This is a genomic window from Nonomuraea sp. NPDC004186 (genome assembly GCF_053603495.1).
This window is the reverse complement of sequence record NZ_JBSGFQ010000026.1, coordinates 1-16,790: the sequence shown is the minus strand read 5'-3', so window position 1 is coordinate 16,790 and position 16,790 is coordinate 1. Positions and strand designations below refer to the sequence as shown.

The window sequence follows — 16,790 nt, the reverse complement described above, 5'->3', positions numbered from 1 at the left end:
ACCACATCGGTGGCGCCTCATGGCTTCTCTGCTCATCGTGGTGATCTCCGTGCCCTTCGGGGTGGTCAACCCGCTGCTGACCCGCATGGTCATTGATCGAGGGTTGCTCCAGGGTGACATCACACTGCTGACGTTGCTGTGCGGGCTCATGATCGTGCTCGGCATCGTGAACAGCGCGCTGGCCGTCGGCAACGTGGCGCTCACCAACAGCATCGGCCAGCAGGTGACGGCCACACTACGCGCCGCCGTCTACGGCCGCGCCCAAGCTCAGGAGCTGGACTTCTACACCGAGGAAAACACCTCCGAGGTCCAGATGCGGCTGGTCAGCGACATCGACGGAGTCGACAGGTTCGTCACCAACACCGTGCAGCAGGCACTGGCCGCCTCGACCGCGCTGGCCGCCACGGGCATCGCGATGCTGGTGCTCAGCTGGCCGCTGGCGCTGCTCTCCTTCGCCATGGCGTACCTGCTGGCCCTGCTCAATCACCGCTTCGCCAAGAAGCGCAAGGACCTGGCCCGGGAGCGGCAACTGCACCTCACCTCGGTGCTGCGCTTCACCGCCGAGGACCTCAGCCTGGGCGGGGTCATTCTGGGCCGGACGCTGCACCGGACGGGCTGGCAGCTCGAACGGTTCATCGACGTGTGCCGGCAACTGCGCGAGGTCACCGTTCGGCAGCGGGTTGTGGGCGCCGTCGCCTACGTGATCATCGGAGCGTCGTTCGCCTGCGTCCCACCCCTGGTGTTCTGGCTGTCCGGCACGGCGGTCACCGGGCTCAGTATCGGGACCGTGATCGTCATCGTGATGCTGCAAATGCAGCTGTCCAGTCCCATCCAGTCGCTACTGCAGCTGTCCAGCGGCCTCCACGTCGCGCTGGCCAAGTTCGAGCGGGTCATCGAATACCTTGATCTGCCGGCCCCCTGGGCGGCCGGGGGCGGCCCAGCCCCGACGTCGAGCGCTGGAGTCAGCGTGACCCTGCGCGGCGTGGGCCATCACTACGGTGCGGGCGAGCGGAGCATCCTCAACGGGATCGACCTGGAGCTGCCCTCGGGGTCGGTGACCATCGTGCGCGGACGCACGGGGTCAGGCAAGACCACCCTGGGGTTGATCGTAGCCGGCCTCCTGCGCCCGGCCGAGGGAGTCGTCCACGTCGAAGGCGCGGATGGCGCGAAGCTACGGGACGTGGCCACGATCGTCCCGCAGCACACCACCCTGTTCGACGCGTCGATCCGCGAGAACTTGATGTACGCCCGCGACGACGTGACCGAAGAGGACATCGTCCGGGCGATCGCCGCTGTCCGGCTGGACGATCTGGTGGCCAAGCTACCGCACGGCATAGACACCCCCATCGGTCAGGAGGGGCATCAGCTGTCAGGTGGCGAGCGTCAGCGCCTTGCCGTGGCGAGGGCGCTGCTTGCCAGGTGGCAGGTGCTCGTGGTCGACGAGGTCACCAGCGCGCTCGACGGCGTCACCTCGGACGAGGTCTACGACGCCCTCCGGACGTACTGCCGGGGAAGGACGCTGATGATCATCGCGCACCGTCTTCCGCGCATGCGGGACGCGGATCGCGTCGTGGAGATGGCGCATGGACGCATCCTCGAGAGCCATGGTCGCCGTACCTCGGGTGCCGTTCCTCCGGCAGCCGCCGAGCACGACCGGCGTCCGGGCACCTGAGCTGCTCCTGCGCCGGCAGTTGCTGGGAGCTTCCGGCGCGAGTGGCCACCGCCATGTGCAGCGAGGGATCGTGGTGTTCGGACATGGCGTGGTCGAGCAGTCGGCGGAAGAACAGCTCCTCGGCGGTGGCCAGGTAGAGCTCGCTCTCGTCGGTGCCGATCTGCGTCACATCGCCACACCACAGCACGTCCGGCGCGACCGCGGTGAACCTCCGGCGGACCAGGTCCGCGGCGGCCGGTCGCTTGCCGTGGCGAGTCAGCGAGCGCGGCGTGCGCCGCCTGCGGGCGACCAAGCCGAGCTCGGCCATCCGCGCGGCGGCGTACGAAGAGAGGCCCTCTGGTGGTTGAAGCGGCGATGGTCCTTCCCCCTCCGCCACGTACAGCCCTGGCTCTGGAGCGCCACGACCAGCGGCGGCAACGCACTCACGGCCTCCGGCCGAGAACGGCTTCGAATTGAGCCTTTCCCGATACCGAAAGCCGTTCGGCGCCCTCAGCCCCGCCACCCTGGACGAAGGTGTCTGCGCTGCGAGCGATATCGCGCGGTGCTCCACAGCTCGACGGCACGGTTCCCATCATCACGAACCGCGCCGTCGACGGCCACCACTACAGCCGCGAGGCGAAGGAGCGCGAACCAGCTCGCCCTGGTCGGCTACGTCCTGCTGGGCATAGCGGTGCCTTCTTTCACCACGGCTCTCTTCGCGCTGACCCGCTCCCCGCTATGAGAAGCTACGGCGCCGCTTCGTATCCCTGCTCTCCGACAACGGCATCCCGCTCGGGGACGAACTGGGGTCCACGGATCGCCGCGTTGGCGCCGCGTTGCACGGATGCCAGATCAAACGAGGGAGCCGAAGGCGGCGAGGTCAGGGTTGAGGTTGGCGGGGAGGTGCAGAGGTTCGATGGCGCCAGTTCGGGCGTCGAGGGAGAAGTAGCCGTAGCGGACGTCCTTGGAGGCGGAGATGTGGATGAGGAGATGATTGTTGTCCACCCAGCCGAGCAGATCGGTGAAGGTCTGCCCCCATGGCATCTTCGGCTCGTGGGTGGCCACCACGTCGCCGGTGGCCGCGTCGGCCACCCTGATCGGGCCGCCGTAGTCGTCGGCGCGGAGTTTCCCGTCGGGGGAGGGAAGGATGCCCGGTACCGTGGGCCCCGACATGGCGGTTTGGCTGCCGTTAGGGTGGAAGGTGAAGGCCGGGGGCGCGTTGTTCGTGTGGCAGCTGACGCCTTCACCGGTGACCCAGAGCATGCTGTCGCAAGCGTGGCGGATGGGCGTGGTCCGACCGGCCCCCAGGTCGGTGAAGTATGTCTCGCCCTGCGCGGTGACGCGGACGGCGATGTACTCGCCGTCTGAAGAGAACATCGGCGTCGAGTAATTGGCGAGCTGCGCGGCGGTGAGTTCGGGCGTGATGTCGCGGATCTGCTTGGTGCTCAGATCCGCGACGACCCAGCGACGCCGGAGCGCGTCCAGATAGGCGACCTTGTTGCCGTCCCCGCTGATCGCCACGGACGGGTGCCAGGTCAACGCCGCCCCGCCGTTGGCGTCCTCACTCAGGACCTGCACCGCCGCGTTGGGGATCAAGGAGCTGCCGCGGCACTCCGGGTAGGAGCCACAGGTCTCATTGCTGATATTTGCGGACCACTCCAGGGTGGTGCGGAACACCAGACCCCACCCAGCGCAGAGCACGTCACCGGCCTTGTCCTTGTCCTCGAACCCGGGGGAGCCGTCCAGGTCGAGCGGGCAACTGGCGGCCATGGCATACCGAATCGGGGCCGTTGTCTGCGGCGGCTCCCAGGCTTTCCACTCATCGCGCGGCAATGCAAACGTCATGGTGAACGTGCTGGGGGAGTCCATAGCGGCGTCCATCAGGCCTTTGTCAACCTCGGTCCGCAGTTCGCCGTCCTTGGTGAAGGCAAATGTGCCCGAGGCGACGATTGCCGGATCCTGGTTCGCCTGCCGAATCCCCAGATAGCCCGCCACCGCTACGGCGACGACGGCCAGGGCGATTCCGACACGGAAGCGCTTTTTCGTCCGTACGGTTCGGCTGGCTGAACGGATGGTGCCGGAGAGGTCGATGACCGGTGGGTCGGGAGGGAGGTCGTCGAGCGACAGCCGATCACGGCCGAGCGAGAAAGGAAACGGAAGGTCGTCGGATGACACGCGATCGTGATCGAACACCACCGAGGCCACGCGATCCACCGACACGCCGTCAGCCATGGCCTTCCGGTAGAGCGCCAGCTTGGCCATCGTCGCGGGCGCGGAAGGGATCCCGCGCCAGCGACTCCCGACTGCGACGAGAGCATGCCGTACCAGGGAAAGGGCCTTCTGCTCATCCTCGGTGAGGAGATAGGCGGACTTGGCCAAGTCGGGACCAAGCCGCCTCGCGAGCTTGATGAAGTCTGTGGTCATGAGGGGCCTAAGCGATCTTCCCGGCCATACAAGCGGTCCTCGCGGCCGCCACCAGTCCATTGATCATCCACTCGCGAAAGTGCTCCATGGCGAAAATACTCCGTTCCATATTTCGACATGAGGCAACACGTTAGGGACGGGCGGTATGTCTCCGGTATATCGCCGTCTTCGGCAACACCAGCCGCAGAGCTGAGCTGTCTGCCCGCGTTGATCAGGCTCTTCCCGGCGAGATGATGTCGCATGGCTGGGCACCTCACCACGCTCATGCTCGGTTGCCCCGGACATGGCCCTGTGGCGGCGGGTCGCGGTTGCCGAAGCGGCGGTAGAGCGTCGTGACGCTCACCCTCCTGCTCGGCAATCTGTTGCAGCGTCGTCTCCGGCCCTATCTCCTCGAGCGCCGCGACAGCGACACCGACGATCCGCTGATGGTTGCGGGCGGTGTCGGCTCTCACCATGTCACCTGTAGCGAGTGCAGGCCGTACACGGCACTGAAGACCTGAAAGTCGGCCTGCTCGTCCGGGTCGGTCAGCGCGAGGCTGGGGAAGCGCTTGAGCAGGGCCGGGGACGCGATGCGCATCTCCATCCGGCAGGTACCGGCCACGATTCCCTCTCCTGGCGCTGCTCTGCCTTCCACCCCGAGTGGGAAATGCCTCCACCTGCTGCGCTTTCCTCGCGGACCTTCGCAGCCGTCGATTCGTACTGTGGTTGAGCGGGCTTCCGCCTGCGCTGATCTGGAGAGGTGGCGCATGCGGAGGCCCGCCGCCAGAAGAGCCCGCCACCCTTTGGCCGGGATCAGGGCGACGGAGAAGTTGCTGAAGGGCTCCGCGTTCATGTGGGGCGCCGTTCCCACGACATGACGTGCGCCGGCTAGTCGGCGAATAGGGAAACATGATCCCAGCCGACCCGGGCTGGCCGCTCGGTGACCTGACCCCCTTCCGTGCACCGGACAAGGGGCTCTGCGCTGGTAGTGACTCGAGTTATTGAGCCCCACAGGGAAGACGGAGAGACATATGAACCGATCTTGCCTGAGCGGCGTCTCAGGTCGACTCCCAGATCAAGCGCCTTGCCGGGTCCGATCCACATGCTCTGGCTGGTGGAGGCGAGGGCGGTGCCGCCGCTGGGTGGCACGACGATCACGAACTCCAGAACGGCCAGCCTCGGTTCGTCCCTCGGCCGGCCGTAACCGGGCGGGCCGCCGCCGCGAACCCGGAGCCGGCCAGATGAGCCTGGAACAGATCACCGGAACGCCGGTTCGCCATCTGCATGTATCGAGCCCTCTGATGCTGGCCACCTTGAACGCCGTTCGCCCACCCGCATCTGGAAGGACGTCCTGGCTCGCGTGGGCCAAGGCGCTGCCGACTCAAGGGCCGCCGGCCCGGGGGAGACCACGCGGCCCCGTCGACTCGCGTGATCTCCCTCGGCGCCGGAATCTCCGGGAAGCCGGTCAGAAGTACGGTTTCCAGCCGGCGCTGACAGTGATGGCCGCCCCGAACTTGTTGCCGCCCTTCCCGTTCCAGACAGTCAGTGTCCCCGTCTCGGCGTGGACGGCGCCGATGTCAGGCCGCCCGTCCCCGTTGACGTCCCCCAGCGACATCAAGGTGGCGGCGTACGGCTCCCAGCCGGGCCCGAGTTCGGCGGCTGAGGAGAACTCGTTGGCGCCTTCGCCGTTCCAGACGTGCAGCCTGCCGCTGTCGTTCTTGACCGCGAGCAGGTCGCTGATGCCGTCCCCGTTGAAGTCCCCTGCGATGGGTCGGCTGAAGGCCTTCCAGCCTCCGCCGACCGTGACGGCAGCTCCGAACTTGTTGCCGCCCTTGCCGTTCCAGACGGTCAACGTCCCGGTGGTGGCGTGGACGGCGCCGAGGTCGGTGCGGCCGTCCTCGTTGACGTCCCCGAGCGACATCAAGGTGGTGGCGTACGGCTCCCAGCCGGGCCCGAGTTCGGCGGCTGAGGAGAACTCGTTGGCGCCTTCGCCGTTCCAGACGTGCAGCCTGCCGCTGTCGTTCTTGACCGCGAGCAGGTCGCTGATGCCGTCCCCGTTGAAGTCGCCCGCGATGGGCCGGCTGAAGGCCTTCCAGCCTCCGCCAACCGTGCCGGCAGCTCCGAACTGGTTGCCGCCCTTGCCGTTCCAGACGGTCAACGTCCCGGTGGTGGCCGAGAAGAGGTCGCCCACGCCGTCGGCGTCGAAGTCGGGTGTGCCGGACATGCCCGTCCCGGCGTAGTGCGGGTTCTGCGCGTGGGTGAGGGTCTCCCAGCCCAGGAAGTGCGACACCCCGACGGGACGCTTCTGCTCGACCCACTGCGTGGCGTACGGGAAGTCGTCGTACCCGAGACGGTGGTGCAGCGCGTTGTAGCCGATCTCGAAGTGTGCCCCGAGGTCGCGGGTGACCTTGCCGCCGCACAGCCACGACGGCACCGTCCCGCCCAGTTGCAGGCGGGCATGGAGGTCCATCGCGCGGCGCAGCCGGTGTTTGGCCGTGGCGTACAGGTCCACGCCCTGGTGGGCGGCCGTCTCCGCGACGTGGGAGATGGCGGCGAGACCCCAGCCGGTGTGCCAGAAGTCCCGGCAGGTCTCCTGGGTCAGGCCGTCCACGAACGTGGTTTGCCCGTGCCAGTAGTCGATGATCTCGGCTTTGGTGTTGTACGTACTGTTCGGCGGTGCTTTGGGCAGCGAGCCGTCCGTCTTGAGGTAGATGTAGGCGGGCAGCCTGCCGCGCCAGGTCGCGACCGCCCGGTCGAAGGAGGCACGGTCGTCCAGGTGCACGGCGATGCCGATGGCGGCATCCGTCATGATCAGTTCCCAGTTGCCGTTGTTGTTCGGCGCGCCGGCGATCACGGTCGGCAGGTACACAGTGCGGAGCTTGCCGGCGAACCGGCTCGCCTGGGCCCAGCCGGCGTAGGTGTGCTTGATGAGCTCGGCGGCGCGGGAGAAGTTGGCGCCCGCCCAGCCGGTCTGGAGCGGCGCGTTGCTCCCGGTGTGGCTGGTGATCGCGGCTGACCAGGCGTCCATGATCTGGATCGCCTTGTCGGCGTAGCGGGAGTCCTTGGTGAGGTACCACTGCAGGGCGTGCGTGTAGGCCGCCATGGAGTCGCTGCGTTCGTCCGAGCAGCCCTGGTCGGGGTTCGACGACGGGCCGCAGTTCACGACGGTGCGGGGCTTGGCCGTGTAGGACAGCGAGGCGTGGGAACTGCCTCGCAGGGAGTTCCAGGCCGACTTCCAGGGCTCGTTGTCGAGGTTGGCTCTGACGAAGTCGAGCTGAGCGCGGCTGACCAGGACGCCGGGGTGCTTGAATACGGCGGCCTGCGCGGGCTGCGGCACGGATAAGGCAGCGGCCACGAGCACGGCGACGGCGAGAGGACGGGCGAGACGCACGGGTTTCCTTCCGGAGGCAGGGAGGACGCCTATTCCGCCAGCCGCCGGTTCCGGCTGTCAATGTTTCCGGCCATGAACATAGCCGCGATATACCCGCTGCATACCGGGTGCGGAGTTAAGGAAAATCGCCTCACTGAATTGCCGAAACCTGCCAGCGAACAAATCGGCCGGATCGCTAGAATTCCGGATCTTCGCTGACGACGGGAGCGTTCGCTTGAGGCTGGAGATCAGGTTGCTCGGCCCGCTGGAGGTCGAGGCCGACGGCAATGCGGTAAAGATCATCGGAGAGCGGCGGATCGGCGTGCTGGTCCGGCTCGCCCTGAACGCGGGACAGGCCGTACCCGCCGAGTTGCTTCTCTCCGACGTGTGGGCGAGCAGCTCCGCCGCGACCGCCGCCAAGCAGTTGCACATCGTGGTCTCGAAGCTGCGCGAGGCGTTCGCCGCCCACGGCGACGCGGAGGCCATCGAGACCGTTCCCAGTGGCTACCGGCTCGCGGTCAAGCGGGATCACGTGGACGTCCACGCCTTCGCCCGCCTGTCCAGGCAGGCCCGCGCCGCCCGTGCGGAAGGCGCCACGGCGACCGCGGACGCGTTGTTCCGCGGCGCGCTGGAGCTGTGGCGGGGGCCGGCGCTGGCCGAGGTGGACGCTCCCTGGGCGAGGATCGAGGCCGAGCGGCTGGAGGCGGAGCGGCTGACCGTACTGGAGGACCACGCCGAGCTGCGCCTGGCCGCAGGTGACCATCGAGCCCTGGCCGGCGACCTCGCCGGGCACGTCCGAGGGCACCCTCTGCGGGAGCGTCCTGCCGCCCAGCTCATGCTCGCCCTGTATCGCGACGGGCGGGCACCCGAGGCGCTCGAGGTCTACCAGCGCCTGCGTCGCGTCATGGTCGGCGAGCTGGGCATCGAGCCCGGCGCCGAAGTACGCCGGCTGCATCAGGCCATCCTCGTCAAGGATCCCGTACTCGACCTGCCTCAGGTGCGGCAGATCACGCCCGCCGCTCCGGCGGAGCTCCCCGCCGATGTCCAGGCGTTCACGGCGCGGACGGCCGAGGTGGAGCGGCTGCGCGCCGACCTGGTGAGCGACGCCGCGGTCACCGTGATCGACGGGCCCGGCGGCATCGGTAAGTCGGCGCTCGCCGTACATGTCGCTCATATCGTCGCCGAGCGTTTCACCGATGGCGTCATCTACGTCAACCTGCATGGTTCCACCGCCGGGCTCGCCCCGCTGGCCCCGATCGAAGCGCTCTGGCACCTGCTGCACTCCCTGGGGCTGGACGGTGCCGCCGTACCCGCCGGCGCCGAGGAGGCCGCCGCCCGCTACCGCTCGCTCACTGCCGCGGGCAACCTGCTGATCATCCTCGACAACGCGCGCGACGTACGCCAGGTCCGCCCGCTCATCCCGGCCGGGCCGGGCTGCCGCGTCCTGATCACCAGCCGGGATCCGCTGGCCACCCTGAACAACGCCCGGCACCTGCACCTCGGCAGGCTCGACGACGCGAACGCGGCCACGCTGCTCGCTCGGATCGTCGGATCCGGCCGCGTGGACGCCGAGCCGCAGGCGGTGGAGGAGATCGTCCGGCTCTGTGGTGGTTTCCCGCTCGCCCTGCGCATCGCGGGGGCCCGCCTGGCCGCCCGTCCCGACCGGCCGCTCTCCGACCTCGCGGTACGTCTGGTCGACGCCACCAGGCGGCTCGACCTGCTGGAGTACGCAGACCTGGCCGTACACGCCGGCATCGCGGTCAGCCACCAGCAACTGCGCGAGGAACCGGCAGGTCAGGACGCGGCGCACCTGCTCTGCCTGCTCGGCCTGCTGGATCTGCCCGTGTACACGCCCGTCACCACGGCCGCGCTGGCCGGCTGGGCCGAGCACCGCGCCGAGACCGCCCTGGAAGACCTGCTGGACGCCCGCCTGCTCGAACCCGCGGGGCCTGGCCGCTACCAGTTCCACGACCTCGTCGGGCTGTACGCGCGGGAGCAGGACGTCACCGAGGAGGAGCGGGCGAGCGCGGTCAGGCGCGTGCTGCACCACTACCTGGGCACCGCGCAACGCGCCGCCGGCGTGATGAACAGTAGCAACGCGCGGGCCGCCGTGTTCGCCGTCGACCAGGCGGGAGAGGAGATCACCACCCTGGAGGCCGCCAACGACTGGCTCGACCGCGAGCGGCACAACCTGCCGGCCGCGGTGCGGCAGGCGGCGCGGGAGGCCGACCGCTCGGCGGCGGGGCTCGCCGACGCGACCTTCTGGCTGTTCAACCACCGGGGCTGGTTCGCCGAGGTCATCGGGGTGAGTGAGGAGGCGCTGCGGGTGGCCAGGGACGAGGAGGACCGGGTCTCCCAGGCCTGCCTGCTGCAGGGCTCGCCTCCGTCCACCAGCAGCTTGGGCGTTTCCAGGAGTCGGTGTCCTTCATGGAGGAGGGTCTGGCCTGCTGAGACCGGGCGGGGCTGCTCGACAGGAAGGCGGGGATCCTCAACGACCTCGGCGTCACGTACACCGTCATGGACCGCTGCGACGACGCGCTCGCCGCGCTGGCGAACGTCCTTGCCATCACCGAGCGGACGGGACGCAGGGACCACGAGGCCGCCGTCCGCAACAACCGGGCTCAAGTCTTCAACCGCCAGGGGAGATATGACGAGGCTACGGAGGAGGCGCGGCGTGCTCTGGCCCTCATGGAGGAGCACGGCGACACCGGTGGCATCGGCCTCGTCTGCGACACGCTCGCCGACGTCCTGCGAGCCCACGGCCTACACGGTGAGGCGGTCGAGGCGTACTGGCGGGCGATCGGGCTCCAGACCGAGGCGGGCTACACCATGGGCGTCGCCGTGTCCCACTGGTGGCTCGGCCACACCTTGAACGATCTGGGCCGGCACGAGGAGGGCAGGGAGTCCTGGCGCGTGTCGCTGCGGCTCCTACGCGAGGCCCGGCTGCTCACTCCCGGAGAGGAGGTCCGCTACCTCGCACAGCCGGTCCCGGACACGCCGGAAGCGATCAGGAACCAACTGTGAGCATTCGGCCTGCGTATGGCTCGGCGTGGTGGGACACCTCGCGTGGACGTGCGGTCTGGTGGGGGTCGGCGAGGAACGCCGACCCCCTGACGTCATAGCCGACGCCGCCCCGGCCGCGAGTTGATCAAAGAGCGGTGCGGGGACAGGTGGATCAGGCGTTGTAGGTGGCTATGCCAAGGGTGTGGCGGGAACTCGTCTTCACGATTCGCCCGGTGTACTGGCAGCTTGAGTCCAGCGGAGCGGCGGCGGTGTAGGTCGTCGTGTTGATGTCTTTGATCTTCGTGCCGCTGCCGAGCTTGCATCCGATCCCGGCGACCGTGAGCTGGAGCTCATATCCGCTGTTGAGCTTCGACGACGGGCCGGCGACGCGTCCCCAGACGTACCACTTGCCGTTGTACTTGCCCTTACGGACTTGGAGGGTGCCGTCGTTCGGCCCGGTCGCGCCTATCCGGACGTCGTCGTACGCCGGGGTCGAGACGCTGGTGGCGCTGCTGGGTGCGCTGCTGTTCCAGGAGATCGCGGAAGCGGACGTGGCGAGGAGGATCGTCACCGCCGTTCCCGTGGCTCCGACGAACGTCGCCTTGCGCAGGATATTTGCCAGTCGCATAGTGCCCTCTCATATGGGGTGATTCGTACTTGGACGAAGACGTTAGTGAGAGGGGGTATGCCGGGAGTATGTTCCGCGGTGATCGGTTTTCACCACCTACCCGGCCTGATGAGACGACATACCGGCGCCATACCGTCGGTTCCTACTCTGTCGCCGTGCAAAGACCTACGACCTGGACACCGATCGGCGCGGGCAGAGCGCTTCGCCTACGTATTCTCGTCGCGGCGGCCCTGGGCGTCTCGACGGTGTGCCTTCCGCACTCGGCCACGGCGAGTTCTGCCGGCCTGAGCGCCTACGACGCGCTGGTGCTCTCGCACCGCCCGGTCGCCTATTGGCGACTGTCGCACCCCTCAGACGGTGCGGAGAGCGACCGCACCGGCAACGGCCACAAGGGGACCTTCCACGGCGTCACCAGCACGGTCCGCCTGCCCAATCAGGACGGCGCCGCCGTCTTCAACGGCTCGTCCGGATATTTCGAGATTCCCACCGCTAAGCAGTTCCACATCTCCACCACGGGCGCCTTCACCATGGAGGCGTGGATCAGGCCGCACACTCTCCAGTTCGCCGACGAGGAACAGACCGGCTACGTCTACTTCATGGGCAAGGGCACGAAGTCGGGCAGCGGCGGCGATCGCGAGTGGGCGGGTCGCATGTACTCGAAGGAGAACGAGGAGAACCGGCCCAACCGCATCTCCGGCTACGCGTGGAACCTCGACGGCGGCTTCGGCGCCGGGGCGTACGTCCAGCAGCCGGTCAAGGTCAACGAGTGGATCCACTACGCCGTCACGTTCGACACCTCGGAGGGTGCGTACGGCAAGGTGCGGATCTACCGCGACGGCGTGCTGGCGGGCACGGACAACCTGGCCTACCGCCCCGGCACGGACGACGAGGTCGTCATCAAGCCCAAGCCGGGTCCGGCGCCCGTCCGGGTCGGCACCCGCGACGGGGCGTCCTACTTCAAGGGGGCGATCGGAAAGTTCGCGCTCTACAACCGCGAACTCTCGGGAGCGGAACTGCGCTCGCACTACGCCGCGATGACCGGACCGGCCACGCCGGACTTCAACTCCGACGGCGTGGGTGACATCTTCTCGGCCGCCACCGGGACGCTGACCGTCTGGAATGGCAAGGGGGCCGACAAGTTCGGCCCGGCCACCACGATCGGCGGCGGCTGGGCCGCCTTCAGCCGGCCGATCGCGGGCGACGTGAACGGCGACAGCATCGGCGACCTGCTCGCGGTCAAGAAGGTCACAGGCACGCTGCACGTGTGGAACGGCGAGGGGGGCAACGAGTTCGGCCCGGCCATCGAGCTCGGTCCGGGCTGGGAGCCGTACGCGAGCACGTTGATGTCGCTGGGAGACGTGAACCAGGACGGTCACACCGACATCGCGGCCACGCGTGACGGCACTTTGTACATCTGGAACGGCAAGGGCGGCAACAAGTTCGGCCCCGACACCCCCATCGGCCCCGGCTGGACACCATATTTCTGAAGAGCGGGAGAAGCCGCCACGGAGTCGTCGCGGACCGTTGCGAGAACATACCGGCGATATACCGCACTCTCGTACGCTCCTTCCCTGATGACACTGGAGATCGGGTTCCTCGGGGCCCTGGCAGATCAAGGTGGACGGGCAGCCCGTACGGCTGGCGGGCCGCCGTCGCGTCGTCGTGCTGACGCGCCTGGCGCTGGACGCGGCCGGCGCGTCACCACGCGTCAACTCGTCGCCGACGTCTGGGGGCAGACCTCGACCACCACGGCCGACAAGCAGCTCCACATTGTGGTGTCGAAGCTGCGTGACGCGCTCACCCCCGGCACCATCGTGACCGTGCCCAGCGGCTACCTGCTGGACCTGCCCCGCGAACAGGTCGACGCGCACAACTTCACGCTGCTGGCCGGCCAGGCGCGGATGGCCCGCGACCGGGGCGAGCCGGGCACGGCCGACGGGCGGTTCCGGCGGGCGCTCGCCTTGTGGCGGGGGCGGGCCCTGTCCGGGCTGGACGACCCGTGGGCGCAGGTCGAGTCCAGGCGCCTGGAGGAGGAACGCCTGGCCGTCTTCGAGGACCACATCGATCTACGGCTGGCCGCGGGTGACCATCACGCGGTGGTGGCCGACCTCGCTCCGCACGTGCAGGCCCACCCGCTACGGGAGGGACCGCGCGCCCAGCTCATGCTGGCGCTCTACCGGACGGCCCGGCCGGCCGAAGCACTCGCGGTCTACCAGGAGGGGCACACCGCCATGGTCGAGGAGCTCGGCCTCGAGCCGGGCGCGCGGCTACGCCGGCTGCAGGACGCCATCCTCACCAGGGACCTGTACTCGACCCGCCGCACCGGCGCAGTCCGGCACGATCGTCCCCGCCGAGCTGCCCGCCGACACCCGGTCGTTCACCGCCAGGCAGGAGGAGGTGAAGTGGCTGCGTGAGGCGCTGCTGCACGCGGACGTGGCCGTCATCGACGGGCCCGGCGGCGTGTGCAAGTCGGCCCTCGCCGTTCATGTCGCGCACACGATGTCCGGACGGTTCCGCGACGGCGTCATCTACGTCAACCTGAACGGCGCCACCCCCGGGCTGCAGCCCCTGCCCGTGCTCGACGGTCTGGGCCACCTGTTGCGGTCGCTGGGGCTGGACGGCTCCGCCGTTCCGGCCGATGTGGAGGGGGCGATCGCCCGCTACCGGTCGCTCACCGCGGCGAGCGAGCCGCTCGTCATCCTCGACAACGCGCTCGACGCCCACCAGGTACGGCCGCTCGTCCCGGCGGGCGCGCGCTGCCGGGCCGTCATCACCAGCCGCGCCGCCCTGACCACGCTCGGCGGCGTCCATAACTTGCACCTGACCGGGCTCGGCGACGTTCGTCATCTGCACCTGGCCGGGTTCGTCGACCGGGATGCCGTCACGCCGCTCTCCCGGATCGCCGGTCCCGACCGCGTCCAGCGCGAGCCGGAGGCCGCGGCGGAAATCGCCGGGCTGTGCGGTGGCTTCCCCCTGGCCGTCCGGGTCGCCGGCGCGCGCTTGGCGCCGACTGGCGGCTGGCCGACCTCCCTGACCGTCTGGCCGACGCCACCCGGCGCCTGGACGCCCTGCAGTACGACGACCTGGCGGTACGCCAGCACCGCGGTCAGCCACCGGCACCTGCGCGAGGAGCCCAGCGGCCACGACGCCGCGTATGTTCTCCCGCTCCTGGGCCTGCTCGACACGCCGACCCACACCCTGGCCGCCCCGGCCGGCTGGCCCGGGTCACGGGCGGAGGCGGCTCTCGAACTACTCCGCGACGCCGGCTCCTGGAAGCCGTGGGCCGCGACCGGTACCGCTTCCACGACCTCATCCGCCTGTACGCCAGAGAGCAGGCCGCCGGCGAGCTGTCCGAGGTGGAACGCGCGGCCGCGCTCCGCCGCGGGTTCCACCACTACCTGGCCACGGTCAACCCCGCCACACAGCACGTGTACCCCCAGGTTCAGGAGCCCTATTACAGGGCGGAGCAGCCCGGCGTCGCGCTCGCCGACGCACGGGAGGCCGGTGAGTGGACCGAGGCGGAGCGGGACAACCTCGCTGCCGTGACCCATCAGGCGATCGAGTCCGCCGACCCGCCCGTCGCCATCGGACTGGCCCTGGGACTGCACATGCCGTTCAACTACCGCGGATGGGTCACGCACCTGGCCGACGTCCACCTGAACGCGATCGCGGTGGCCGCGTGGTGCGGCGACTGGGCCGGTCAGGCGCAGGCGGGGAACTACCTGGGGTGGGTCTACCGCGACCAGGGACGCCACGAGCAGGCGATCGAGCACCTGGAACGGGCAGCGGTGTGCTGGGACCGGGCCCCCCTGCCGCACCGGAGATCCGGATCCTTCAACGACCTGGGCATCATCAACACCATGCTGGGACGGCTCGACCTCGCCCACGCCAACCTGTTACGGGCCTTGGCCCTCGCCGAGGAAACGGGCGACGGCTACGCGCGGGGGGCCATCCTCAACAATCGCGCGCACACGTTCTACCGGCAGGGCCGGTTCGAGGACGCCGTAGCCCAGGCGACGGAGGCGACCGTGGTGTGGACCGGCACCCTGTACGGGGAGGGTTTGTCCCGCGAGACCCTGGCCCGCGCCTACATGCACGCCGGGCGCTTGGAGGAGGCGGCCGACACCTACCGGGTGGCGTTGACGCTCCTGTGCGAAGGCGGATAGCGCATCGGCTACGCCGTCTTTTCGGACCTGCGGGCGCCTTCGGTACCCGACGTCGGGTCGCTTGCGCTTTCCGCCTCCCGCGGCTCTGACCGCGGCATTGCCGCAACATACCAGGCCTATACCGCCTGAACCTACTCTCGAGTAGCGCTTCGACAGAGCACGACGGAGTCTCCTCCGCGTGTCAAGCCTTCCGAACCTTGTGTGAAAGGAACGACGTGCTGAAAACGCGCTTAGCACACGCGGCCATGCTCCTGACCGTCTTTGCCGGTGGCATGGTCGCGACATCGGCTCCCGCCGCAGCAGCCCCGAACTACCAGCTGCCCTTCCCCTGCGGTCAGAAGTGGCGGCTGAACACCTGGGACTCCTCGCACGCCCCCGCCCTGGACATGGTCCGTGAGCCGCAATCGGGCACCGAGGGCTCGTTGCTGGTCGCGCCGGCGTCCGGCACGGTGAACCAGTCGTACTACCACAACAACGCCGGCAACATGATCCAGATCAACCATGGTGGCGGCCACTTCACCACTTACATTCACCTGCAGTCGCGCGCCGTGAGCGTGGGCGACAGAGTCACGCAGGGACAGACCATCGGGCGGGTGGGGCACACGGGTCCCACCTCGAACGGAACCCCGCACCTGCACTTCGAGCAGGGCTATGACGCCGACGGCGACGGGAGCGTCTCCTGGGGTTTCGAGGGCGCTGAGCGCGTCACGGCCAGGTTCGACGGCAAGGCATACGGCCCCGCCCCCGGCGGCGAGTGGCGCAACGTGGAGAGCCGGAACGGCTGCAGCAACCGTATCGGCGCGGATTTCAATGCTGACGGTATCGGCGACATCTTCTCCGAAACCACCGGCACGTTGAACATCTGGAACGGCAAGGGCAACAACAACTTCGCCACCCGGCAGGAGATCGGCGGCGGCTGGTCGGTCTTCAGCAAACCGGTCGCGGGAGATTTCAACGGTGACGGCGTCAGCGATCTGGCCGCCATCAAGAACGGCAGCACGCTGCATATCTGGAACGGTGAGGGCGGTAACGAGTTCGGTCCCGCGGTCGAGATCGGTGGTGGCTGGGCGCCTTATGACGGCACGCTCACGTCTCTCGGTGACGTCAACCAGGACGGCCACGACGACATCGCCGCCATCGCCGACGGCACCCTCTACATCTGGAACGGCAAGGGCGGCAACAAGTTCGGCTCCGCCGTCCGCGTCGGCGCCGGCTGGTCGGCGTTCAGCAAGCCCGTCGGCGGCGATTTCAACAATGACGGCATCGGCGACATCGCGGCCATCAAGAATGGCAGCACCCTGTACATCTGGAACGGTCAGGGCGGCAACGAGTTCGGCCCCGCTGTTGAGATCGGCGGTGGCTGGGCGCCTTATGACGGCACGCTCACGTCTCTGGGCGATGTGAACAGGGACGGTCACGACGACATCGCGGCCATGACCGACGGCACTCTTTACGTCTGGAATGGCGAAGGGGGCAACAAGTTCGGGCCCGCCACCGCCATCGGCCCCGGCTGGCCGCGACATCGACTTCGTCGGCGTCAAGATGGGGGCCAACCCCACGCTCGCCTTC

11 protein-coding genes and 2 pseudogenes are annotated in these 16,790 nt (G+C 68.7%); 9 read left to right on the top strand and 4 right to left on the bottom strand.

The genetic code is table 11. The annotated features are described in order from the left end of the window. Positions 1–19: 19 nt before the first annotated feature. On the top strand, positions 20–1,672 hold the full coding sequence (locus tag ACWEPL_RS21835) for an ABC transporter ATP-binding protein (protein WP_452437271.1): 1,653 nt from the start codon (positions 20–22) through the stop codon (positions 1,670–1,672). A gap of 831 nt (positions 1,673–2,503) precedes the next feature. Here the strand turns inward: ACWEPL_RS21835 and ACWEPL_RS21830 are convergent. From ACWEPL_RS21830 to ACWEPL_RS21820, 3 genes are all read right to left on the bottom strand, one after another. After that, on the bottom strand, positions 2,504–4,075 hold the full coding sequence (locus ACWEPL_RS21830; RefSeq protein WP_452437270.1) for a hypothetical protein: 1,572 nt from the start codon (positions 4,073–4,075) through the stop codon (positions 2,504–2,506). Positions 4,076–4,523: 448 nt separating this feature from the next. Beyond that, positions 4,524–4,676, bottom strand: a complete 153-nt coding sequence (locus tag ACWEPL_RS21825) for a hypothetical protein (RefSeq protein ID WP_452437269.1) — start codon at positions 4,674–4,676, stop codon at positions 4,524–4,526. A gap of 843 nt (positions 4,677–5,519) precedes the next feature. Further along, positions 5,520–7,445 carry an FG-GAP-like repeat-containing protein gene (locus tag ACWEPL_RS21820; protein ID WP_452437268.1) on the bottom strand — a complete coding sequence of 642 codons (1,926 nt, stop codon included), beginning with the start codon at positions 7,443–7,445 and terminating at the stop codon, positions 5,520–5,522. A 301-nt stretch (positions 7,446–7,746) separates the two neighbouring features. Between ACWEPL_RS21820 and ACWEPL_RS21815 the strand changes: the two are divergent. From ACWEPL_RS21815 to ACWEPL_RS21805, 3 genes and pseudogenes are all read left to right on the top strand, one after another. After that, positions 7,747–9,066, top strand: a pseudogene (locus ACWEPL_RS21815) (BTAD domain-containing putative transcriptional regulator); the annotation flags it as partial. Positions 9,067–9,941: 875 nt separating this feature from the next. Then, positions 9,942–10,169, top strand: a pseudogene (locus ACWEPL_RS21810) (tetratricopeptide repeat protein); the annotation flags it as partial. Positions 10,170–10,265: 96 nt separating this feature from the next. Continuing rightward, entirely contained in the window at positions 10,266–10,448 is a 183-nt protein-coding gene (locus ACWEPL_RS21805) for a hypothetical protein (protein WP_452437340.1), read from the top strand. 151 nt (positions 10,449–10,599) lie between these two features. Here ACWEPL_RS21805 and ACWEPL_RS21800 read toward each other — a convergent pair whose 3' ends face one another. Continuing rightward, a complete protein-coding gene (locus ACWEPL_RS21800; protein WP_452437267.1) occupies positions 10,600–11,055 on the bottom strand; it encodes a hypothetical protein in 456 nt (151 codons plus the stop codon). 155 nt (positions 11,056–11,210) lie between these two features. Between ACWEPL_RS21800 and ACWEPL_RS21795 the strand changes: the two genes are divergently transcribed. From ACWEPL_RS21795 to ACWEPL_RS21775, 5 genes are all read left to right on the top strand, one after another. Further along, positions 11,211–12,542: a LamG-like jellyroll fold domain-containing protein gene (locus tag ACWEPL_RS21795; RefSeq protein WP_452437266.1), complete on the top strand. Its 1,332-nt coding sequence runs from the start codon at positions 11,211–11,213 to the stop codon at positions 12,540–12,542. An 87-nt stretch (positions 12,543–12,629) separates the two neighbouring features. Continuing rightward, positions 12,630–13,469 carry an AfsR/SARP family transcriptional regulator gene (locus tag ACWEPL_RS21790; protein WP_452437265.1) on the top strand — a complete coding sequence of 280 codons (840 nt, stop codon included), beginning with the start codon at positions 12,630–12,632 and terminating at the stop codon, positions 13,467–13,469. Beyond that, complete coding sequence (locus ACWEPL_RS21785) at positions 13,453–14,601, top strand: hypothetical protein (RefSeq protein WP_452437264.1); 1,149 nt, start codon at positions 13,453–13,455, stop codon at positions 14,599–14,601. Before ACWEPL_RS21790 ends, ACWEPL_RS21785 begins: the two co-directional genes overlap by 17 nt. Further along, positions 14,598–15,221 (top strand): tetratricopeptide repeat protein, encoded by a 624-nt coding sequence (locus tag ACWEPL_RS21780; RefSeq protein ID WP_452437263.1) that lies wholly within the window; start codon positions 14,598–14,600, stop codon positions 15,219–15,221. Before ACWEPL_RS21785 ends, ACWEPL_RS21780 begins: the two co-directional genes overlap by 4 nt. Before the next feature lie 245 nt (positions 15,222–15,466). Further along, positions 15,467–16,790 (top strand): FG-GAP-like repeat-containing protein (locus tag ACWEPL_RS21775; RefSeq protein ID WP_452437262.1); only part of this gene is annotated, 1,324 nt, incomplete at its 3' end.

Coding starts and splice junctions, on each gene's coding strand:
- ACWEPL_RS21835 (WP_452437271.1), top strand. CDS start 20: ATGGCTTCTCTGCTCATCGTGGTGATCTCCGTGCCCTTCGGGGTGGTC.
- ACWEPL_RS21830 (WP_452437270.1), bottom strand. CDS start 4,075: ATGACCACAGACTTCATCAAGCTCGCGAGGCGGCTTGGTCCCGACTTG.
- ACWEPL_RS21800 (WP_452437267.1), bottom strand. CDS start 11,055: ATGCGACTGGCAAATATCCTGCGCAAGGCGACGTTCGTCGGAGCCACG.
- ACWEPL_RS21790 (WP_452437265.1), top strand. CDS start 12,630: ATGACACTGGAGATCGGGTTCCTCGGGGCCCTGGCAGATCAAGGTGGA.